This is a genomic window from Amycolatopsis sp. NPDC004169 (genome assembly GCF_040610315.1).
Taxonomy (GTDB): Bacteria; Actinomycetota; Actinomycetes; order Mycobacteriales; family Pseudonocardiaceae; genus Amycolatopsis.
The window spans coordinates 15,960-37,174 of the sequence record NZ_JBEXMD010000003.1; the positions used below are offsets into that span (position 1 = coordinate 15,960).

Sequence of the window (21,215 nt, forward strand, 5' to 3'; positions counted from 1 at the left end):
CGTAGGGTGGCCTCGACGTTTCGATCGCTGCGGGAGGGACCATGGCCAGGGTGCTGATGACGGGGTTCGCGCCCTTCGGCGGCGAGCCGGTGAACCCGTCGTGGCAGGCGGTCTCACTGGTGTCCGCGCGCCGGGACGACGTCGTGGCGGTGGAGCTGCCGTGCGAATTCGAGGCGTCCCTGCCGGCCCTGCGGCGGGCGCTGGCAGAACACGAGCCGGCCCTGGTGGTGTGCGCCGGCCAGGCGGGCGGCCGGGCCGAGGTGACCCCGGAGCGGGTGGCGATCAACCTGGTCGACGCCCGCATCCCGGACAACGCGGGCGCGCAGCCGGTGGACGTCCCGGTGGTGGCGGACGGCCCGGCGGCGTACTTCACGACGTTGCCGGTGAAGGCGTGCGTGGCGGCGATCCGCGCGGCGGGTGTGCCGGCGTCGGTGTCCCACACAGCCGGGACGTACGTGTGCAACCAGGTGTTCTACGGGCTGATGCACCTGCTGGCCACGGAGTTCCCGGCCGTCCGCGGCGGTTTCGTGCACGTCCCGTTCAGCCCCGAGCAGGTGGCGGCGTCGGCCAAGGCCGCGCCGTCACTGGGCGTCGACCTGATCGCCCTCGCGCTGGAAGCGTTGGCGGACACGGCGTTGCGGGTGACGGAGGACCTGGCGGTCAGCGCGGGCGCGGAGCACTAACTGCCGCGGCCGGTGAGTTCGACGAAGGCCGCCGGGCCCGGGACGTTGTGGTGGACCGTCAGGTCCGCGACCCGGTCGCCGCTCCACTCCGGTGTGAAGCTCACCAGCAGCGTGCAGCGGCGGCCCGGCTCGACGTCGTGGCCGACGCACGCGCTCGCGTCCACCGTGAAGTCCGCGTTGTCCAGCTCGATCCCGCTGACCCGCAGCGCGCTCGCGCCGACGCTGCGGACCGACACCACGCAGGTCGTCGTCGTGTGCACCGGTGTCGTGCCGCAGGCCACCGACTCGGGGACGATCACCTTCGGTTCCGCGGCCACCTCGGGCACGCCGGGGAACGTCGCCGGGCGGCCGCGGACCAGGTCGAGCACGGTCACCCCGGTCACCGTCAGCACCAGCGCACCCGTGGCCAGCAGCACGATCGCGATCGCCTTGATGCCGCGGGCGCTGCCGTCCTTGGCGGTGAAGCCGCCGGCCGCCAGGACGGTCACCACCAGCGTGGAGATCAGCGTTGCCTGCGGGCCGGCCCCGATCGCCGCCGGGACGAGCGTGCCGAGCAGCGACGCCCCGACCGTGACCGCGAATCCCGTCCAGGAGAAGCGTTTCGCCTCGCGCAGCTGACGTCGCACGGTCGGCGCGCGGGGCTTCGTGACAGTGCTCATGCAGGTAGGAGCGCCGAGACCGGCCGGCACGGACCAAGTTCCCCCGTTCGGCGGTACGGAAGGCTCGTCGTGATCTGAGGCACACCACCCGCAAATCACCCTGTCGGGCGATCGAACGGTGTTTACATGTCCCGACGCGCAGCCCGAGGAAAGGTGAGTGATGATCGGATTCGAGACCGACCTGCAGGACCTGCGGGACTCGGCCGGAGCCCTCCAGTCCGCGGCCGACGCCGCGGAAACCGCGTCGAACGGCCTGCGCGACGCCGACGTCCCCGTCAAGGCGGACGGCGGCGGGTTCTTCGGCGGCCTCGGCGCGATGTTCCCCGCGGACAACGCCTTCGGCCGCTCGCTCGGCATGCCGGCGGTCGCCGCGGCCTACAACGACCACCTGGCAAAGATCCAGAAGCTGGTCGCGCAGCTGCACCGGACCACCGCCGACACGAGCCACGCGCTGATGCGGGTCGCGGAGCTGTACGAACAGGCCGACGAGGACTCGAAGCGGCGCGTCAACCGCGCGGCCGCGGGCCTGGAAGGGAACTGAGGACGTGGACGGCTACTTCGGCACCGGCCTCGACGCCCAGCCCATGGCCGGCGGCGACGACCGCCGCGCCGAACTCCTCGAAGGCGTCTCCGAAGACCTGAAGGACGGCGCGAACGACGCGCTGGACGCCCTCGAAGTCCTGCGGATGACCGAGATCTGGCTGCTCGGCTTCGACGAATCGAGCGAGCAGTTCCGGAAGATGCAGGACGAGGTGGCCGGCGTCTACCGGGAGTTCTCCGACGCCGACATCGACCACGAGTCGACCGAGGGCCTGCAGAGCCTGATCATGAAGCACGACGGCGTCTGGAAGCAGCTGCAGCGCGACTCGAAGCCGAAGCTCGACGACGCCCGGCAGTTCCTCGGCGTGTGGCGCGGCTCGGCGGCGAACGCCGTCAAGGCCTACCTGAACCAGCTGGCCGACGCCTTCACCGAGGTCGAAACCAAGATCACCGTGCTGGAAAGCGACGTCGTGGCGGCGCGCGAGGCCATCGCGTCGGCCCGCCAGGACCTGAGCAACCTCGGCACGACGTTCCTGGACACGGCGAAGCAGTACCAGGAAGACCAGTCCCGCAAGCGCGAAGCCGCGATGTCGAAGGTGCTGGCGGCGACCTTCGCGGGCGCGGTCGCCGGGCTGCTCACCGTGGCCAGCGCCGGTGTCGCCGCCCCGGCCGGCGCGGCGATCTTCACCGCGGCCAACGGCGCGCTGGTCGCCGGGAACGCCGCCGGCGGCGCGATCAGCGCGATGGTGGCCAACCAGGCGGAAATCACCGGCGACAACGCGTTCGACCTGTACCGGAGCTTCCTCGACAGCGCGGGCAAGATCCGCGACGGCGCCGGCGAGGCGGCCGGGACGCTGGCGAACCGCATCGGCGACGAAGCCGTCGACCTGCCGAAGATCCCCGACCCGCCGGACGTCAGCCCGGGCTCGAGCTTCGACCCGTCGAACTTCGAGACCGACCACACCTCGCGCGAGACGGAGAAGAACGTCCGCGACGCGAACGTCGACATCGCGCCCGACGGCCAGGTGTCGAGCGGCGCCACGCACGTGGGGAGGCTGGATGGCTGACGGCCCGGACCGCGAAGCCCTCCTGGCCGAGCTGTCCGCCCTGTCGGCGACGGCGACGTCCGCTGACGGCGCGGTCTCCCTGTCGGTCAACACCGACGGCGTGCTGACCCGGCTGCGGCTGTCCGACGCCGTCTCGGGGATGGCGCCGTCGGAGATCGCGGATGCCGTCCTGCGCACGTACGTCGAGGCCCAGCGCGAGTCGGCGAAGCGGACCGGGCAGCTGCTGGCCCCGCTGGGCAGCGGCGGCTACCTGATGGACCGGCTGCGCTGGCGGGTGCAGTTCGAACCGGAACCGGTGCCGGTGGCCGCTCCGGCACCCGCGGCCCCGCCAGCCGAGCCGGACGGCAAGGTGCTCAAGGACCGGTCGTCGGACACCCCGGCCGAGCCGCCGCCGGCGGGGCCGGTCGCGGACGACGACTGGTACGGCCGCGGCATGCGGCTCGACCGCGCCTGGTGAGTCAGGCCGGCTTGACCTGGCTGGAGAAGCCGGCGATCAGCTCCTCGAGGCGGCGGGGTTCTTCCGTGAGGTAGATCGCGGCCACCCGGCGCTCGGCCACGCCGAAAAGCACGATCGACGACTTCTTGTCGGCACTGGCGACGTACTCGCCGTGCAGCCCGCCCCCGTCCCAGGTGCCGCGGCCGGCGGGCGTCAGCTTCGTGTTCACCTCGATGTACTCGGTGGTCAAGCCCTGGTAGTAGCTGACACTGCCGCCCGTGAAGGCGCAGATGACCGAGAGCTGGGCGCCCAGTAGCCGGGCGAAGTGCTCGTTGTCCTTGCAGGTGCTCCGGTCCGGGACGGAGCCGGCCAGCAAGCGCAGGCACGGGGTGAAGCCGGCCCGGTCGCGCTCGGACGTCTGCGTGCAGTCCGCCGCGGCCCGCGCGGCCTGATCGCGGATGACGAACACGACGACGGTGGCCACGACGGCGGCGACCAGGAGCACGGCGAGCGCGAGGAACCACGGCTTGCGTTTCCGGCGCGGTTCCGGCGGTGTTGGCGGCGCGTACTGCGGCGGCGGGGCTTGCCGCGGCTGCGGCCGTGGCGGCACCGGCGGGCGTACCGGCGCGAAGGCGGGCACGGTCAGGTCGGTGGCGGTGCCGAGCGGCACGTGGTGCAGTCCGAACGCGACGGCCGTCTCGGGCTGGTCCTGCGTGGTGGGCGTGACGCCGAGCTGCCGCTCGAGCAGGGTGGCCAGCAGCGGCATCCGGCTCGGCCCGCCGACGAGGTAGACGCCGGCGAGCTGCGCGGGCGTCAACCCGGCGCGGCCGATGGTGGCGCCGAGCAGCTCGGCGCTGCGCAGCAGGCTGGGCCGCACCAGCGCTTCGAGCTCGTCCCGGCTGACGAGCACGTCCCCGAACGGCTCGGGCATCGGCACGTGGGTCTGCGCGTGCCGCGAGAGGCTTTCCTTGGCGTCGCGGACGTCCTGCAGCAGGGCCCGCCGCGTCCGGCGGTCGGCGGTGGTCTGCGGACGCAGGAGCCGTTGCCACTGCGCGGGATCGGCGTGCGAGACCTCGCGTCCGATGTGGACGAGCAGCGCCTGGTCGATGTCGAGGCTGCCGAGGTCGGGCAGGCCGTCCTCGGCGAGGACGGTGAAGCCCTGCCGGGTGACGCCGACGACGGCGCAGTCGAAGGTGCCCGCCCCGAGGTCGTAGACGCCGATCGGCCCGCCGGCCCGGCTCCCGAGGCTGGCGTAGTGCGCGGCGGCGGCCACCGGTTCGGGGATCAGCCGCACGTCGGCCAGCCGCGCCTGCGCGGCGGCGGCCCGCAGCACGTCCTGCCGGTCGGCACCCCAGCCGGCGGGGTGCGAGATCCGGGTCTGCGCGGGCGGTCGGCCGAGCTGCCGTTCGGCCTCCTCGCCCAGCCGGCGCAGGACGGCGGCGAAGGCGTCGGCGACCGGGACGTCGGTGTCCCCGAGCCGGATCACGCCCTCGTCGATGCGCCGCTTCGGGTTGGGTTCGAACCGGCTGGGGTCGAGCCGGGCGCGCCGCTCGGCGTCCTGCCCGACGACGAGCAGGCCGTCGTCGTTGACGTAGACGGCGGAGGACATGGTGACCGAGCCGTCGACCTCGATCGCCCGCGGCCCCCGCCCGAAGGCGGCGAGGACGCCGACGGTGCTGGAAGTCCCGAAGTCGATCGACAGCACGTCCACGCGGATTCCCCTCCCAAGGTCCGCGGGCATCGTCTCATGCGCCCGGAACGCCGAAGGGCGGCTCCCCGCCCGGGGGAACCGCCCTTCGGTGAACTACTCAGCCGGGATCAGTCGTTCTCGGCTTCGCCCTGCTCCTCGTGGCCCGCGCCGATGCTGACCGGCGGGGCGTCCGGGATGGACGAGGGACGGCGCTCGCCGCGGAAGGTGAACCGCGCCTGGTCGTCCTTGTCCTCCGGGTTGCCGCTCCAGCCCTCGACGTCGACCAGGATGATCTGGCCCGGCTCGACCTCGCCGAAGAGGATCTTCTCCGACAGCTGGTCCTCGATCTCGCGCTGGATCGTGCGGCGCAGCGGCCGCGCACCGAGCACGGGGTCGAAGCCGCGCTTGGCCAGCAGCGACTTGGCCTTGGCGGTGAGCTCCAGCTCCATGTCCTTGGCCTTGAGCTGGGTCTCGACCCGGCCGATCATCAGGTCGACCATCTGGATGATCTGTTCCTGCGTCAGCTGGTGGAACACGATGATGTCATCGATCCGGTTCAGGAACTCCGGGCGGAAATGCTTCTTCATTTCCTCGTTGACCTTCTGCTTCATCTTCTCGTACCGGGTGCCGGTGTCGTTGGACCCGGCGAACCCGAGCGAGACGGACTTCGAGATGTCCGAGGTGCCCAGGTTGGACGTGAAGATGAGGACCGTGTTCTTGAAGTCGACCGTGCGGCCCTGACCGTCGGTCAGGCGGCCGTCCTCCAGCACCTGCAGGAGCGTGTTGTAGATCTCCTGGTGCGCCTTCTCGATCTCGTCGAACAGGACCACCGAGAACGGCTTGCGACGCACCTTCTCCGTCAGCTGACCGCCCTCTTCGTAGCCCACGTAGCCCGGAGGGGCACCGAAGAGCCGCGAAGCGGTGTAGCGGTCGTGGAACTCACCCATGTCGATCTGGATGAGCGCGTCGTCCTCGCCGAACAGGAACGAGGCCAGCGCCTTGGACAGCTCGGTCTTACCGACACCGGACGGGCCGGCGAAGATGAACGAGCCCGACGGGCGCTTCGGGTCCTTCAGGCCGGCACGCGTACGGCGGATCGCCTGCGAGACGGCCTTGACCGCGTCCTCCTGGCCGATGATGCGCTTGTGGAGCTCTTCCTCCATGCGCAGCAGCCGGGTGGTCTCCTCCTCGGTCAGCTTGAACACCGGGATGCCGGTCCAGTTGGCCAGCACCTCCGCGATCTGCTCGTCGTCGACCTCGGCGACGACGTCGAGGTCGCCGTCCTTCCACTGCTTCTCCCGCTCGCCCTTCTGGCCGAGGAGGGTCTTCTCCTCGTCACGCAGGCGGGCGGCCCGCTCGAAGTCCTGCGCGTCGATCGCGGACTCCTTGTCGCGGCGGACGTTCGCGATCTTCTCGTCGAACTCCCGCAGGTCCGGCGGCGCGGTCATCCGGCGGATGCGCATCCGGGCGCCTGCCTCGTCGATCAGGTCGATCGCCTTGTCCGGGAGGAACCGGTCGTTGATGTACCGGTCCGCCAGGGTCGCGGCGGCGACCAGCGCCGAGTCGGTGATCGAGACGCGGTGGTGCGCCTCGTACCGGTCGCGCAGGCCCTTGAGGATCTCGATCGTGTGCTCCAGCGACGGCTCGCCGACCTGGATCGGCTGGAACCGGCGCTCGAGGGCGGCGTCCTTCTCGATGTACTTGCGGTACTCCTCGAGGGTGGTCGCACCGATCGTCTGCAGCTCACCGCGGGCGAGCATCGGCTTCAGGATCGAAGCCGCGTCGATCGCGCCCTCGGCGGCACCCGCACCCACGAGCGTGTGCAGCTCGTCGATGAACAGGATGATGTCGCCGCGGGTCTTGATCTCCTTGAGCACCTTCTTCAGGCGCTCTTCGAAGTCACCGCGGTAGCGGGAGCCGGCGACCAGTGAGCCCAGGTCCAGCGTGTAGAGCTGCTTGTCCTTGAGCGTCTCGGGCACCTCGCCCTTGACGATGCTCTGCGCGAGGCCCTCGACGACGGCGGTCTTGCCGACGCCGGGCTCGCCGATGAGCACCGGGTTGTTCTTGGTCCGGCGGGACAGCACCTGCATGACCCGCTCGATCTCCTTGCCGCGCCCGATGACCGGGTCGAGCTTGCCCTCGCGGGCGAGCACGGTCATGTTGCGGCCGAACTGGTCGAGGACCAGCGAAGACGACGGGGTGCCCTCACCGCGGCCGGAACCGGTTTCGGTGGACTCCTTGCCGCCCTGGTAGCCCGAGAGCAGCTGCAGCACCTGCTGGCGGACCCGGTTGAGGTCCGCTCCCAGCTTGACCAGGACCTGCGCGGCGACGCCCTCGCCCTCGCGGATCAGGCCGAGCAGGATGTGCTCGGTGCCGATGTAGTTGTGGCCGAGCTGCAGCGCCTCGCGCAGCGACAGCTCCAGCACCTTCTTGGCGCGCGGCGTGAACGGGATGTGCCCGCTCGGCGCCTGCTGGCCCTGGCCGATGATCTCTTCGACCTGCTGGCGCACGCCCTCCAGGGCGATGCCCAGCGACTCCAGCGCCTTGGCGGCGACACCCTCACCCTCGTGGATCAGACCCAGGAGGATGTGCTCGGTGCCGATGTAGTTGTGGTTGAGCATCCTGGCCTCTTCTTGAGCCAGGACGACCACCCGCCTCGCGCGGTCGGTGAACCTCTCAAACATGTGCACTCCCTCGACTGCTGCGCCGGCGGCCCGTTTCCATCGCGTGCTTTCACCGCGATGGATTCAGCACCGTGAGACCACTCTAGTAGCCAAGCGGTCGCGCTGGCTTACCACTACGGCTTCTCGCGGTCGTTTCCGCACCCGGACGTGGCATCTTCCCGGGTGCTCCCATCATCAGGTTGCCCTGCACCTTTACGTCAAGCCCAACGTGCGAGCGGCCACTTGGATTCCGCCATCCGCGCGCTGTCCGCTCACCGCGAACAGTCCGCAAGCTGGGAGTGACCCACCCGATTGGCGCAGCCTTCCGGAGTCTGTAAGGTTAGGCACGCCTAATCCACTACGGCGCTTCGAGGAAGGGGCCGCGGTTGAACCAGCAGCGGTCCTTCCGTGACGCACGCGAGGTCGGCGACGGCCTCGCGTCGTCGTTGCGGCGCATCTCGGGGCGCCAGACCCGCAGCGAGCTCCGCAGCGACGTCCCGGAGGGCTGGATCCGCTGTTCGGAGCTGCTGGAGACGCCGTCGAACTTCGACGAGTGGCGCGGCCTGCTGGGCGACTGGCTGCTCCGCGAGCACTCGGCGGCCCCGGCGAGCACGACGGCCAGCTGGGTGATGACCTGGTACCTGCACGTCCCGGCGTACGTCGGGGCGCTGCTCTGGCACCACGAGCGCCGGGTGCCGTCGCTGAAGCCGTCGTCGCTGGCGTTCCGCCTCGCGGACGATCGTCCCCACCCGGACGGGATGGCCCAGCTGGACGACGGGTTCCACTGCCTCCCGACGGACCCGGGATCGGCCCGCCCGGAGGCCACGGTGGTCCGCGACGAGCGAGCGCTGGCGGCGGTGCTGCGGGCGCGTTACCTGGCGCATGCGGCCCGGTTCGTCCAGGTGTATGCCCCGGTGAGCAGATTGGGCCGGAGGACGCTGTGGGCGGCGGCGACGGACGCGCTGGAGAACTCGCTGTGGTGGGCGGGCCGGCAGGGCGGGACACCGGAGGCCGAGGGGGCCGGTGTGGCGGATGCGGCGTTGGTGCTGGACGAGCGGTACGCGCCGCTGACGTCGGCGTCGACACTGCGGCTGGCGGAGGGGGCGGACGGGCACCGCGAGTGGACGAGGCGGCGGGAGAGCTGCTGTTTTTCGTACCTGCTGCCGTCGTCGGACGAGTGCGACGGGTGCCCGCGCACCTGCTCACGCTGACTCAGGCCGTCCAGTCCGGATCCCGCCCAGCGGCCCCCAGCGCCCGCTCCAGCGGCGACGCACCAGCCCCCACCGCCACCTCGGGCCCGTAAACCCCCATCGACCGCGCCTGCGCCCCCATCGCCACCGCCGACTCGTACACCGCCGTCGCCGCCTCGGGGGCGTACGCGCACGGCTGACCGCTGGCCCGGGCCAGATCCCACCCGTGCAGCACGAACTCCCCCAGCACCATCGCCCCCACGACCGCGGATGGCATCGAAGCCGAGCCCAGGGAGGTCGTACCCGTCCACGCCGCCGGTGTGCCGAACACCTCGACCATCGTCTCCGTCTGCTTCTCCAGGTCCGCGAGCCAATCGGCCGCAACCAGCGCCGCCTCGGCCTCGCCACCGGCCGGGGTGGGCGGGTCCTCCCGCCGTCCCGCCGCGATCAGCCACGGCCCCCAGTACAAGAGATGGTTGAGCAGCCCCCGGACGTCATACCCGGCGCACGGCGTCGGCGCGGTCAGGGCGGTGACCCCGCCCGCGATCCGGAGGAACTCGGCCGCGGCCGGCCGCAGCAGCGAAGCAGTCATGCGGCGATCCAACCCGCCGGCGAAGGCCGCGTCTTGGACGAACGCGACAGCTACCGTGAACGCGTGACGCACCGGATCCCGCGCGGCATCGTGGCCGAGGCCACCGCGCGCACGATGTTCACGCTGACCCGGCACCCGCCGGCGCCGCCGCTCGACGAATTCGTCGAATACCACTGGATCCTGCGGTGGGACCGGCGCGGCAGACCGCCGCACGAGCAGCGGGTGCTGCCGAATCTCTCCGTCCACGCCACGTTCTTCCCCGGCGCCTCCGGCGTGTACGGCCCGGCGCACGACGTCTTTTCGCACCGCCTCACCGGCCTCGTGCAGGGCCTGGGCGTGCGATTCCGGCCGGGCACCTTCCGCGCGTTCCTCGGCGGCCCGGTGAGTGACATCGCCGACCGGGCCGTCCCACTCACCGACGTTTTCGGGCCTGCCGCCTCCGCGGCAGCCGAATCGGTGCAGAACGCCGACGGAGATGCGCAAATGGTCGGTGCGATCGACAACTTGCTGATCGCAAATCCCCGGACGCTGTCTCCCGCCGCGAGGGCGGCCGCGGCGGCGGTGGAATCAATCGCGCGTGATCCGGGAATTATCCGGGTCTCGCAACTGTGCGCCGATACTGGACTAACCACCCGCTCCATCCAGCGGTTGTTCGCCGAACACGTCGGCGTCCCGCCCAAGTGGGCGATCCGGATTTACCGCCTCAATGACGCAGCGCAGCGACTCGTCACCGAAGGAGATCCCGATTACGCCGGTCTGGCGGTTCGGCTGGGCTATAGCGACCAGTCGCACTTCATCCGTGATTTTCGGACAGTGACCGGTCAGTCGCCTGCCCAGTACGCCAGGGCCGCGGAACCGGACAGCGATCGGACATGAAGAAAGCCGCCGGGCGGAGAATTCGCCCGGCGGCCATCGGTGGAAATCCGCGTCGACAAGAGGTAACCGCTGGTCAACGACCCGCAGCCGGCCCGCGCGGCGGCGGTGCGGACAACCGGCGTCAGTTCTTCTTGTGGTAGGCCTCGACAACCTCGGAGGGGATGCGGCCGCGGTCGGAAACCGCGTAACCGTTCTTGCGCGCCCACGACCGGATGGCCTGGTTCTGCTCGCGGTCGACCGCGGCGGGCCGGGCCGAACCCTTACCCGCGACCGGACGGACCGAGGCACGCTTGCGACCACCGGCACGACGCGCGTGCTCGACATACTGAGCGAGCGCGTCCCGCAGCTCCTCGGCGTTTTCCGAGGAGAGATCGATCTGGTAGCTGACGCCGTCCAAACCGAACTCGACGGTCTCTTCCGCCTCACTGCCGTCGAGGTCGTCGACCAGCGAGACGAGCACCTTCTGTGCCATCCGATTCCTCCTGCGGGGCTTACTCAATGATCTGGTACGGGGCAAGCCCCGGGACAGAAGTCTTTGTCCAGAACATTAGTACCCGCTTCTGCACACCAGCGCAAATCTCATTGCGATAACCCGGTGCTATCCTCACACGGCCGGGTTATTCGGGTCGTACCAGCGGGAAGAGGATCGTCTCCCGGATACCGAGACCGGTCAGCGCCATGAGGAGCCGGTCGATACCCATTCCGACACCACCGCTCGGCGGCATTCCGTACTCCAGGGCACGCAGGAAATCCTCGTCGAGCCGCATGGCTTCGCTATCGCCCTGCGCAGCCAGCAGCGACTGTTCGGTGAGGCGTTCCCGTTCGACGACCGGATCGACCAGCTCGGAGTATCCGGTGGCCAGTTCGAAACCGCGCACGTAGAGGTCCCACTTCTCGGCCACACCCGGCCGGGAGCGGTGCTGCCGCGTCAATGGGGAGGTCTCCAGCGGAAAATCACGGACAAACGTCGGTGCGTGCAGGTGATCTCCGACGAGGTGTTCCCACAGTTCCTCGACGAGCTTCCCGTGGCCGAGCTTCGGATCCACTTCCAGGCCCCTGGCCTGCGCGAATCCGTGCAGTTTGGCGGCGGGCGTCTCCGGGGTCACCTCTTCGCCGAGTGAATCGGACAACGACTCGTACATTCCGAGTGTGGTCCATTCGCCGGAGAGGTCGTACTCCGAACCGTCGGGCAGGGTGACGACCTGGGTGTCCAGCACCGACTGCGCGGCCTCCTGGATCAGCTGCCGGGTCATCACCGCGTTCGTGTCGTACGTGGCGTAGGCCTCGTAGTACTCGAGCATCGCGAACTCCGGCGAGTGCGAGGAGTCGCTGCCCTCGTTCCGGAAGTTGCGGTTGATCTCGAAGACCTTCTCGATGCCGCCGACGACGCAGCGCTTGAGGTACAGCTCCGGCGCGATCCGCAGGAACAGGTCCATGTCGAACGCGTTGGAATGCGTGACGAAGGGCCGGGCCGCCGCGCCGCCGTGCAGCGTCTGCAGCATCGGCGTCTCGACCTCGGTGAACCCGCGGCGGTGGAACGACTCCCGCAGCGACCGGATCACGCCGGCGCGCGTGCGCACGACGTCCCGCGCGCGGGGGCGCATGATGAGGTCGACGTAACGCTGCCGGACCCGCGTCTCCTCGGCCAGGTCCTTGAAGGCGTTCGGCAGCGGGCGCAGGGCCTTCGAGGTGATGCGCCAGGCGTCGGCCATCACCGAGAGCTCGCCGCGCTTGGACGTGATGACTTCGCCGTGCACGAACACGTGGTCGCCGAGGTCGACGTCGGACTTCCACGCCGCCAGCGCGTCTTCGCCGACCTTCGCCAGGCTGATCATCGCCTGCAGTTCGGTGCCGTCGCCCTCGCGGAGGCTCGCGAAGCACAGCTTGCCCGTGTTGCGCAGGAACATCACCCGGCCGGTGATGCCGACCTGCTCGCCCGTGGCGGTGTCGGCGGGCAGCCCGGAATGCGCGGCGCGCACCTCGGCGAGCGAGTGCGTCCGGGGTACCTCGACCGGGTAGGGATCGATACCCTCCGCGAGGATCCGGTCGCGCTTCTCCCGGCGCACCCGCATCTGCTCGGGCAGTTCGTCTTCGGCGGGCTCGCTGGTGGAAGCGGGGTTTTCGGTCATGGCCCATAGGGTACGAACCCGGCCGGACGATACGCCAACCGGATTACCTTTACCTTTCCTCGATTAGCCTGGACAGCGTGAGCGATCCCACCCGAGGTCAGCGCGCTTCTTCCTTCGGCAGCCGTGCCGCCGAGTACGCCCGGCACCGGCCCGATTACCCCCGGACGGCGATCGAGTGGGGACTGGCCGGCGCACGGGGAACACCGCGCCGGGTGCTCGATCTCGGCGCCGGAACCGGCAAGCTCACCCTCGGTCTCGCCGCGCTCGGGCTCGACGTCACCGCCGTCGAACCCGACGCGGAAATGCGCGCGGAACTCGAGCGGGCCGTGCCGTCGGTGCGGTCACTGGCCGGCCACGCGGAGCGGATCCCGCTGCCCGACGCGGCCGTGGACGCCGTTTTCGTCGGACAGGCGTTCCACTGGTTCGACGTGCCGGTGGCACTGACGGAGATCGGCCGGGTGCTGCGCCCCGGCGGCGTGTGCGTGCCCATGTGGAACTACGAAGACGAATCGGTGCCGTGGGTCGCCGAGTTCACCGCGCTCGGCCGCGACGGTGCCCGCCGCCCGTCGAGCATCGAAGACATGCGCGAGGTGACGCACCCCGCGTTCGAATCCTTCGAAAGCAGCCGGTTCCGCCACGCGCAACGGCGCACGGCGGAAAGCCTGATCGAAACGATCGCGACGTATTCCGCGGTGATCGTGTCGGCACCGGAGGAGTCGGCGGCCCTGCTGGGCAGGCTGCGGCAGTTCCTCACCGGGAATCCGGCCACCGCGGACGGCGAGTTCGACCTGCCGCTGGTCACCACGGTCCTGCGCGCGCGGCGGCGGTAGCTCCCGATCGGCCTTGACCTCGATCGAACTCGAGGTTGCACACTGCGGCGATGAACCGGAAACCCTGGGGCCGGGCCCTGATCTCGCTGTCCGCGCTCGTGACGGCGGTGGGGCCGTACCGCGCCGACTGGAACGAAACCCACGTGTACAACCCGGCCTGGCCACCGCACGCGAAGTTCCACAACGGCCAGACGATGAGCCTCGGGCTGACGCTCGGCGCCACCAGCCTGTGGCAGCTGTGGCGGCGTCCGACCCGGGCCGGCCTCGACGCCGGGGCGGTGCTGGCGTCGCTGTACTGGGTGACGCAGATTTCCGCGCTGGCCTACCCGGGTGCGAAGGCGGTGGACCCGCCGGGCGAGGCGCGGTTCCCGCAGGCGAAGGCGGCTTTCCCGGCGTTGGCGGTGACGGCCCTGGGTTACCTGCTGGAGCGACGCCGGCTGGCCAGGAACTGACGGGTCAGGGCCGGATGTTGCGCTCGTAAGCCAGCCGCAGGCCCAGCAGGGTCAGTTCCGGCACGTGGTCGGTGATCGTCTCGGACTCGTCCAGCACCAGTGGGGCCAGGCCGCCGGTCGCCAGCACCGCCACCTTCTCCGTGCCGCCCGGGGCCAGCTCGCGCACTATCCGGCGCACCAGGCCGTCCACTTGGCCCGCGAAGCCGTACAGGATGCCGGACTGCAGGCACTCGACGGTGTTCTTGCCGATCACCGACCGCGGCGGCACCAGCTCGACCTTCCGCAGCGCCGCCGCGCGCAACGCCAGCGCGTCCACCGAGATCTCGATCCCCGGCGCGAACGCCCCGCCCAGGAACTCGCCGCGGGCGGAGATCGCGTCGACGTTGGTCGACGTGCCGAAGTCGACCACCACGCACGCCGTGTTGTGGAGGTGGTGCGCGGCCAGGGTGTTCACCAGCCGGTCCGCGCCCACCTCCTTCGGGTTGTCCACCAGCAGCGCCACCCCCGTGCGCACGCCCGGCTCGACGACGATCTTCGGGACCCCGGCGTAGTACCGGCCGAGCATCACGCGCAGTTCGCGCAGCACGGCGGGCACCGTCGACAACGCGCTGATCCCGGTCACCGCGTCCGCGTGCGGGCCGAGCAGCCCGCGGACCGTCAACGCCAGCTCGTCGGCCGTCATGCGCGCGTCCGTGCGCATGCGCCAGTCACCCACGAGTTCCCGGCCGGACCACAGGCCCAGGACGATGTTCGTGTTGCCGACGTCGACGGTGAGCAGCAAGCGGGTCAGCTTTCCGCGTGCAGCAACGCGTCGAGGCGGCGGGCGTCCGCCGTCTCGGCGACCGGGAAGATCGCCGTCTCCTCGTCCGGCGGCAGCGTCACCGTGCCGGACAGCAGCCCCGAGCCCTCCGGCGCGTGGCCGGGGTCGGTGTGCCGGTGGACGATCCGGTTGTCCGCGTCGACGAACACCACGCGCGGCTGGTACGTCGCCGCCTCGGCGTCGTCCATCTGGCCGTACGAGATGAGGATGACCAGGTCACCCGGGTGCACCAGGTGCGCCGCGGCGCCGTTAATGCCGAGCACCCCGCTGCCGCGTTCCCCCTTGATGACGTAGGTCTCCAGCCGCGCCCCGTTGGTGACGTCCACAATGGACACCTGTTCCCCCGGCAGCAGGTCCGCGGCCTCCATCAGGTCTTCGTCGACCGTCACCGAACCGACGTAGTGCAGGTCGGCCTGGGTCACGGTGACCCGGTGGATCTTCGACTTGAGCATCGTGCGGTACATCGTGGACTCCTTATTCCCCTGCGTCCAGCCGCTCCGGGTGTTCGACGGCGGCGCCGAGCAACACCGGAACGTTGTCGATCAGCCGGGTACTCCCCACCCGGGCCGCGATCAACAGTCGTGCTTCACCGTCGACGGGCGCGGGCCCGAGGTCGGTTCCCCTCAACTCCAGGTAATCCACCTCGACCGCGGGCCGCGCGGCGAGGGTCTTCCACGCGGTCTCAAGGACCGCGTCCGCACCGTCCCGGCCGACGAACGCCCCCGCGGTGAGGGCGGCCGACAGGACGATGGCGTCTTCGCGCTGTTCGGGCGTCAGGTAGACGTTGCGCGAGGACAACGCGAGCCCGTCGCGCTCCCGCACGGTCGGCACGCCGATCACGTGCGTGTCGATGTTCAGGTCGCGCACCATCCGCTTGATCAGGACCAGCTGCTGGTAGTCCTTTTCGCCGAAGAGGGCGTAGTCCGGACGGAGCAGGTTGAACAGCTTCGCCACCACGGTGAGCACGCCGGCGAAGTGGCCGGGCCGGACGGCGCCTTCGAGCTCGTCGCCGAGCGGGCCCGGGTGCACGGTCACCACGGCGCCCTCGGCGTACAGGGCGTCCGCGCTGGGCGTGAACGCGATTTCCACGCCGTCCTCGCCCAGCACGGCGAGATCGGCCTCCAGCGGCCGCGGGTAGGCCTCGAAGTCTTCGCCTTCGCCGAACTGCAGCGGGTTGACGAAGATCGAGGTGGCCACGACGTTGTTCGGCAACCGCTTCGCGCGGCGGATCAGCTCGCGGTGCCCGGCGTGCAGCGCGCCCATGGTCGGCACGAGCGCCAGCTTGCGGCCGACGCCGTGCAGGGCCTTGCTGACCTGGCTCATCTGCTCGGGCGACGCGAACGTGTTCAGGGTGCCGCGGCTGAATTTCGGTGTGGTCACTGGTCTGGGTGCCCTTCGGCGGGATCGTCGAGGAGTTCGGTGAGGTCTTTGGCGGCCGCGGTGTCCAGCAGCCCGGCAGCCGTCGAACGCGCCACCGTGCGCTTGGCCAGCGCGCGGTAGGCCGGCGCCACGTCCGGCGCCCGGTCCGCCAGCACCGCGAGGTGCTTGCGGACGGTGCCGAGATCGCCGCGCGCGACCGGGCCGGTGAGGGCGCGGTCGCCGTGTCGCAGCACATTATCCAATGCCGCCGAAAGCAGTGGCGCGACCAGGCGTTCGGATTGCCCGATTCCGGCTTGGCGCAACAGGTCCGCGCAGTCGGCGACCAGCACCATCAGGTGGTTCGCGCCGTGGGCCAACGCAGCGTGGTAGAGCGCTCGCGCGGAGTCGGGGATCCGCACCGGCTCGGCGCCCATCTCGACGGTCAGCGCCTCGCCGACGTGCCACGCCGCTTCGTCGCCTTCGGCCGCCGTGACGCCGATGCTGCACGCGGCCAGCCGTTCGAGGTCCTCCTCGCGGCCGGTGAACGTCATCACCGGGTGCAGGGCGAGCGGCAGTGCGCCGGCCTCGGCCGCGGGGGCCAGCACGTCGATGCCGTGCGCGCCGGAGGTGTGCACGACGATCTGCCCCGGCCGCAGCGACCCGGTGGCGACCAGCCCGCGGACCATCCCGGCGAGCGCGTCGTCGGGCAGGGCGAGCAGCACGAGGTCCGCCCGGCGGACGGTTTCGTCGGGCGGCAGGAGCGGTACGTCGGGGAGGAGGCGTTCGGCACGGGCCAGTGACGAAGCGGACAGGCCGGACGCGGCGACCACGGTGTGCCCCGCCCGGGCCAGCGCGGCGCCGAGCACGCTGCCCACCCGGCCGGCGGAAACGACGCCGACCGCGAGGCGGGCGGGCCTCGTCATGGCGTGCGCCTGTGGACGCTCATGGTTGGCAGACTCCCTCTGCTCTCGTTCCAGTCCCTTTCCGGGTACCGGACGACGGCGCGAGACTAACTCGGGCGAGCGCGCGCCGTTGAGCCCGGGTGACCAGCTTCACCCGGACCGGGTCACCCGCGGGCGGCCTCGTCGGCGAGGCGCGTCGCCTCCGCGCGGGCGGCCTTCAGGGTGTGCAGCAGCTCCTGCTGGCGCTGCCGGTCGGCGTCGCTGGTGAGCTGGTGCCGGTCGAGGAACGCGAGCTCCGTCACGCTGGCCTGGTAGACGGCGACGGCCTTCGCGGCCTGCTTGCCGGACTGCCGTTTCGCCTGCCGCCGCCAGGCCCGACGGCCGGGCAGGCTGGCCAGCAGCTCGACTTCCGAAGGAGCGATCCACCGAGCGGCGGCCATGTGCGGCAGCGCGGCGGCGATGATCCGCTGTTCCCGCTTCCGCTGCAGGATGACCAGGTAGACGACGCCGAAGAACAGCGGAAGCATGATCAGGAAGTAGACGGTGAGGAACTTCGACCCGCCGAGCAGCGCGGCGGAGTTCCACAGGGCGTGCAGGCAGACGGCGGCGAGGTACCCGGCAATCGGCGCGACGATCTTCAACGCCTTGGTGGTCGTCCGCGCGGCGATGCCGATCCCGATCCCGGTGAGCACGGCGAACAGCGGGTGCGTGAAGGGGGCGAGCACACCGCGGAGGAAGAAGGCGGTGATGACGCCCTGGCTGTGCCCGTCCCCGAAGCCGTAGTCGGCGAAGGCCCGCCCGAAGTAGTAGATGTTTTCGGTGAAGGCGAACCCGGCGGCGCTGAAGCCGGCGTAGACGACCCCGTCGACAACGCCGTCGAACTCGCTGGACCGCCGCCAGAGGATGAGCACGACGAAGAGGGCTTTGGCGGCCTCCTCGACAACAGGGGCGGAGACGAGCGCGGCCACGGTGTTCCCGCTGCCCTGGCCGAGCAGCTCGTCCCCGACGGCCTCGGCGGTGGTGTTGATGAGCAGCGCGGTGATGGTCGCGATGCAGGCGCCCCAGGCGAAGGCGAGCAACAGGAACTTGGCGGGTTCGGGCTCCCACCGGTCGACCCAGAGGAACCCGGCGACGACACCGGCCACGGGCACGAGCGCGGCGAGAACACCGATGGTGACGGCGAGGGGGCCGACCCGCGCGGTGGCCAGCCCGAAGAGGAAGAGGCCGCACAGGGCCACCACGATCAGCCCGAGCACCGGCAGCAGCACGGTGACCCGGCGAGGCCGCCGTCCACGATCAAGTCCCGTCGCGGGCGAGAGGGTTCCGCTCACAGCGGGTCACCCTACGCAGCGGGGGGAGGAAGAGAAACGCCACCTGGCACAGAGGGTGGGTTGGGGCGGGTTCCGGGTGCCGGGATGGGGGGCTGGGTGGTTTGGGTCGGCTTGGGGTGATTGGCGGTGGGCGCGGGCTGGGCTCGGCTTCGCGCCCGCCTCGCAGCGTCCGAACTCCGGGCGGACCAGGAGCCTCTTGCGCGCGGCCCGGCTCAGGGCCGCCCGCCGATCGAGCGTGCATGGGCGCCCGCCCCGAACCTCCGGCGCCCCGGGACCTGACTCAACCATGCCCGCCCGAGGCGGGCGGCGCAGCCGCACCGCCGATGGCCAGCACCCCCGCCGATCCAGCGTGCACCGGCGCCCGCACCGAACCTCCGGCGCCCCCGGGTGCCTGACTCAACCATCGGGCGGCGAGGGCCTGCCGCTGTTGGGCGTGTGCAGCTCGGCGAGCGTGCGCTGGCTCCGCGCGCCGGAGACTGGCTCAGGCCGTGCGACCAGCTCGGCGACCGAGCACGCACCAGCGTGGCCTCGGCCAGGCTCAGTCCTCCGCGCGCCGCCGGCGGCGGGGGGTCGAGCCCGTTCCGCCGTTCGCCGCCAGTAGCTCGCTCACCGAACGGCCTGCCGCGTGGGAGCCGCTGCCCGGGGCCGGCTCCGGGGCCGCGCGGCGGCCGTTGCGGGAGCCGTTGTGGCCGTTCGTGTTCTGCTCCACCTCGGCCGGGTCCACCGGGGTCATTCCGCGGCGGGACATCGATGCGCGCTCCGCGACCATGCCTTCCCAGGCCGGGGGCTCGCCGTCCGGACGGCGGCGGCGGCCTCCGCCCGGCGGCTCTGCGGCCGCCGCGGGGACGGCCGGCATCTGCTGCGAGTCCTCCGGCTTGCGGCGGCGGCCTCCCGAGCGGCCCTGGAAGTTGCGGACCGACTCCGGCAGCGTCGGGTTCGCCAGCGGCGTCTCCGCCTTGGCCGCCTCCGCCGGGGCCCGGTGGGAACCGCCGTGGCGGGACGGCGGCTCCTCCAGGATCGGCGACATGTCCGCCCGCGAGAACTGCTCCAGCCGCGAGGGACGACGGGTGTCCGCCGCCGGGACCGGGGTGGTCGGCGGGACGACCGGGGGCAGGTCCGTGCGGGACGGCTGCCGCGGGGACGGGCTCTTGCTCGGCACCGGCGTCGTCGGCGGGACCACCGGCGGGAGGTCCGTGCGGCTCGCCGCGGCGTCCCGCGGCATCGGGGGCTTCGGCTCGGGCGGCTTCGGCCGGTTCGGGCGCTGGCGCTCGGCGAAGTCGTCACGGTTCTGGAAGGCCGCGCTCAGGTCCTTGACCGGCCGGATGTCCGACCGCGACATCTCCGACGGCTTCGGCGGCGGCACGTTCGCCGCCGGACGGCCCGGCACCGGCCGCGGCGGCTCGGGCGCCTTGCGGGGCTCCGGCCGCGCGCCGTTCGGCTGGCCGCCGACGCGGGGAAGGTCCGGCCGCGACATCTCCACCCGCGGGATATCAGGCCGGGACATCTCAACACGCGGAATGTCGGGCCGCGACATCTCGACCCGCGGAATGTCGGGCCGCGACATCTCCACGCGCGGAATGTCGGGCCGCGACATCTCCACCCGCGGGATATCGGGACGCGACATCTCCACCCGCGGAATCTCCGGACGCGCCGCCTCGGGCCGCGGAACGTTGGGTCGCGGGGCGTTCGGCCGCGGCGCCTCGGGCCGCGGCATCTTCGGGTCGACCCGCGGGATGTCCGGGCGGGACATCTCCACCCGCGGGATGTCGGGACGCGACATCTCCACGCGCGGAATGTCCGGACGCGACATCTCGACCCGCGGAATGTCCGGACGCGACATCTCGACCCGCGGAATGTCCGGACGAGACACCTCGGCCGGCCGGAGGTCCTGCCGCGACATCTCCGCGCGGCGCGCGGGCGGCGGCTCGGGACGGCGGATCTCCGTCTTCGGCTCCTGCGGGCGGCGGATCTCGGTCTTCGGCTCCGGCGAAGGCGAGGACGAGGCCGAAGGAGTCGGACGCCGGATCTCGGTCTTGAGGTCGGCCGGGCGGGGCACGTCCCGGCGCGTCGGCTCGGCGGCGGCCTCCGGACGGCGCTCGGGCTGCTTCGCGGGCTCTTCCGGCTTGTTCGGCAGCCGCATCGGCTGGGACTCCGCCTGGCGGCGCGCCGCCTCGGCGCGCAGCTCGGCGGCCTTCAGCTCGCGCTGGGCCGCGTTCAGCGCCGGGTCGACCGGCGGCACCGGCGGACGGCGCTCGCTCAGCGGCGTCGGCCGGGACATCTGCTGGGTGCTCTGCACCGAGACGTTCGCCGGGGTCTTCGGTACCGGCTTGCCGCCGAAGCCCTTGCCCTTGCCGCCGAGGCCCTTGCCGTTCGCGGGCTTGCCGTTCGACGCCTTGCGGCGGCGCTCGTCGAGGACGCGGTCGATCAGCTCGGTCGGCCGCTCGCCGCCCTCGACCACCGGCTTCTTCCCGGCCATCAGCTGGGCCGGCTTCTTCTTCGGCGTGACGTCGGGGATCATCCGGTTCTCGTCGGACAGCTTGCGCATCCGGGTCGCCTGCGCGGTCAGCGCGACGCGCTCGAGCAGCACCTCGCCGCCGAACAGCGACTGGAGGCTGTCGCGAAGCGCGGACACCTCGGCGCGCAGCGCCTCGAGCTCCTCGCGGCCCTTGGAGTCGGCGACCTCGCTCTTCTCGGCCTCCACCTCCAGCTCGAATTCGCGCCGGGCCGCGATCTCGCGTTCCAGCTCCAGTTCGTACACAGCCTGCGCCTCGGCGACCGCGTCCTCGCTCTGTGCCGCGTGCTTGCGGTACTTCACGGCGAGGAACGCGCCGATCAGGGCGGCCCAGAGGGCCGCGACGATCCCGAGCCGGAGGTAGCGGAGATCGTCGCTGAGCACCAGTGCGAGGGTGGCTCCGATGGCGAGGACAAAGCCGACGACGAGCCACGGCCTGCCCAAGAGGCGGCCGCGCGAGTCGTCACCCACGCCGGTCATGACT

General features: G+C 71.3%; 20 protein-coding genes. 8 read left to right on the top strand and 12 right to left on the bottom strand.

The features are described from left to right. Positions 1 to 41: 41 nt before the first annotated feature. Entirely contained in the window at positions 42 to 683 is a 642-nt protein-coding gene (gene pcp / locus ABZX11_RS04650; RefSeq protein WP_176174368.1) for a pyroglutamyl-peptidase I, read from the top strand. Here the strand turns inward: pcp and ABZX11_RS04655 are convergent. Then, positions 680 to 1,342: a hypothetical protein gene (locus tag ABZX11_RS04655; protein ID WP_354909906.1), complete on the bottom strand. Its 663-nt coding sequence runs from the start codon at positions 1,340 to 1,342 to the stop codon at positions 680 to 682. The two genes, pcp and ABZX11_RS04655, sit on opposite strands and share 4 nt — an antisense overlap. A 160-nt stretch (positions 1,343 to 1,502) precedes the next feature. On the opposite strand from ABZX11_RS04655, the gene ABZX11_RS04660 reads away from it, so the two are divergent. The 3 genes from ABZX11_RS04660 to ABZX11_RS04670 are packed head-to-tail and all read left to right on the top strand — an operon-like array spanning position 1,503 to position 3,406. After that, positions 1,503 to 1,883, top strand: coding sequence for a hypothetical protein (locus ABZX11_RS04660; protein ID WP_354909909.1), 381 nt, complete (start codon positions 1,503 to 1,505; stop codon positions 1,881 to 1,883). A gap of 4 nt (positions 1,884 to 1,887) precedes the next feature. Further along, positions 1,888 to 2,949, top strand: a complete 1,062-nt coding sequence (locus ABZX11_RS04665) for a hypothetical protein (RefSeq protein ID WP_354909911.1) — start codon at positions 1,888 to 1,890, stop codon at positions 2,947 to 2,949. Continuing rightward, the gene (locus ABZX11_RS04670; RefSeq protein ID WP_354909914.1) at positions 2,942 to 3,406 is read left to right on the top strand and encodes a YbaB/EbfC family nucleoid-associated protein; all 465 of its coding nucleotides are present in this window, start codon (positions 2,942 to 2,944) and stop codon (positions 3,404 to 3,406) included. The genes ABZX11_RS04665 and ABZX11_RS04670 overlap by 8 nt, the downstream gene beginning before the upstream one ends. Before the next feature lies 1 nt (position 3,407). On the opposite strand, the gene ABZX11_RS04675 is transcribed toward ABZX11_RS04670, so the two are convergent. Beyond that, positions 3,408 to 5,096 (bottom strand): Hsp70 family protein, encoded by a 1,689-nt coding sequence (locus ABZX11_RS04675; RefSeq protein ID WP_354909916.1) that lies wholly within the window; start codon positions 5,094 to 5,096, stop codon positions 3,408 to 3,410. 107 nt (positions 5,097 to 5,203) lie between these two features. Next, complete coding sequence (locus ABZX11_RS04680) at positions 5,204 to 7,759, bottom strand: ATP-dependent Clp protease ATP-binding subunit (protein WP_176174363.1); 2,556 nt, start codon at positions 7,757 to 7,759, stop codon at positions 5,204 to 5,206. A 365-nt stretch (positions 7,760 to 8,124) separates the two neighbouring features. Here ABZX11_RS04680 and ABZX11_RS04685 point away from each other — a divergent pair, with 365 nt between their 5' ends. Beyond that, positions 8,125 to 8,949 carry a (2Fe-2S)-binding protein gene (locus ABZX11_RS04685; protein WP_354909919.1) on the top strand — a complete coding sequence of 275 codons (825 nt, stop codon included), beginning with the start codon at positions 8,125 to 8,127 and terminating at the stop codon, positions 8,947 to 8,949. A gap of 1 nt (position 8,950) precedes the next feature. On the opposite strand, the gene ABZX11_RS04690 is transcribed toward ABZX11_RS04685, so the two are convergent. Then, positions 8,951 to 9,520 carry a TIGR03086 family metal-binding protein gene (locus ABZX11_RS04690; RefSeq protein ID WP_354909921.1) on the bottom strand — a complete coding sequence of 190 codons (570 nt, stop codon included), beginning with the start codon at positions 9,518 to 9,520 and terminating at the stop codon, positions 8,951 to 8,953. Between the two features lie 33 nt (positions 9,521 to 9,553). Between ABZX11_RS04690 and ABZX11_RS04695 the strand changes: the two genes are divergently transcribed. Next, positions 9,554 to 10,396: a helix-turn-helix domain-containing protein gene (locus ABZX11_RS04695; RefSeq protein WP_354909924.1), complete on the top strand. Its 843-nt coding sequence runs from the start codon at positions 9,554 to 9,556 to the stop codon at positions 10,394 to 10,396. Positions 10,397 to 10,517: 121 nt separating this feature from the next. Here ABZX11_RS04695 and ABZX11_RS04700 read toward each other — a convergent pair whose 3' ends face one another. Together ABZX11_RS04700 and lysS are read right to left on the bottom strand one after the other, a co-directional pair. Continuing rightward, positions 10,518 to 10,868, bottom strand: coding sequence for an Lsr2 family protein (locus tag ABZX11_RS04700; protein ID WP_020641935.1), 351 nt, complete (start codon positions 10,866 to 10,868; stop codon positions 10,518 to 10,520). 145 nt (positions 10,869 to 11,013) lie between these two features. Next, positions 11,014 to 12,525, bottom strand: a complete 1,512-nt coding sequence (lysS, locus tag ABZX11_RS04705; RefSeq protein WP_354909927.1) for a lysine--tRNA ligase — start codon at positions 12,523 to 12,525, stop codon at positions 11,014 to 11,016. 77 nt (positions 12,526 to 12,602) lie between these two features. Here lysS and ABZX11_RS04710 point away from each other — a divergent pair, with 77 nt between their 5' ends. Together ABZX11_RS04710 and ABZX11_RS04715 are read left to right on the top strand one after the other, a co-directional pair. Beyond that, positions 12,603 to 13,355 carry a class I SAM-dependent methyltransferase gene (locus ABZX11_RS04710; RefSeq protein ID WP_354909930.1) on the top strand — a complete coding sequence of 251 codons (753 nt, stop codon included), beginning with the start codon at positions 12,603 to 12,605 and terminating at the stop codon, positions 13,353 to 13,355. Between the two features lie 50 nt (positions 13,356 to 13,405). Then, complete coding sequence (locus ABZX11_RS04715) at positions 13,406 to 13,807, top strand: DUF6640 family protein (RefSeq protein WP_354909932.1); 402 nt, start codon at positions 13,406 to 13,408, stop codon at positions 13,805 to 13,807. Positions 13,808 to 13,811: 4 nt separating this feature from the next. On the opposite strand, the gene ABZX11_RS04720 is transcribed toward ABZX11_RS04715, so the two are convergent. The 6 genes from ABZX11_RS04720 to ABZX11_RS04745 form a co-directional block, all read right to left on the bottom strand. Continuing rightward, entirely contained in the window at positions 13,812 to 14,588 is a 777-nt protein-coding gene (locus ABZX11_RS04720) for a type III pantothenate kinase (RefSeq protein ID WP_176174356.1), read from the bottom strand. Between the two features lie 5 nt (positions 14,589 to 14,593). Further along, complete coding sequence (gene panD / locus ABZX11_RS04725; protein ID WP_013230457.1) at positions 14,594 to 15,091, bottom strand: aspartate 1-decarboxylase; 498 nt, start codon at positions 15,089 to 15,091, stop codon at positions 14,594 to 14,596. Between the two features lie 10 nt (positions 15,092 to 15,101). Continuing rightward, a complete protein-coding gene (gene panC, locus ABZX11_RS04730; RefSeq protein ID WP_176174355.1) occupies positions 15,102 to 16,007 on the bottom strand; it encodes a pantoate--beta-alanine ligase in 906 nt (301 codons plus the stop codon). Continuing rightward, positions 16,004 to 16,909, bottom strand: coding sequence for a DUF2520 domain-containing protein (locus tag ABZX11_RS04735; RefSeq protein WP_354909937.1), 906 nt, complete (start codon positions 16,907 to 16,909; stop codon positions 16,004 to 16,006). The genes panC and ABZX11_RS04735 overlap by 4 nt, the downstream gene beginning before the upstream one ends. Before the next feature lie 143 nt (positions 16,910 to 17,052). Further along, positions 17,053 to 18,156: a PrsW family intramembrane metalloprotease gene (locus ABZX11_RS04740; RefSeq protein ID WP_354910442.1), complete on the bottom strand. Its 1,104-nt coding sequence runs from the start codon at positions 18,154 to 18,156 to the stop codon at positions 17,053 to 17,055. Positions 18,157 to 18,757: 601 nt separating this feature from the next. Further along, entirely contained in the window at positions 18,758 to 21,211 is a 2,454-nt protein-coding gene (locus ABZX11_RS04745; RefSeq protein ID WP_354909939.1) for a DUF6779 domain-containing protein, read from the bottom strand. Positions 21,212 to 21,215: the final 4 nt, after the last annotated feature.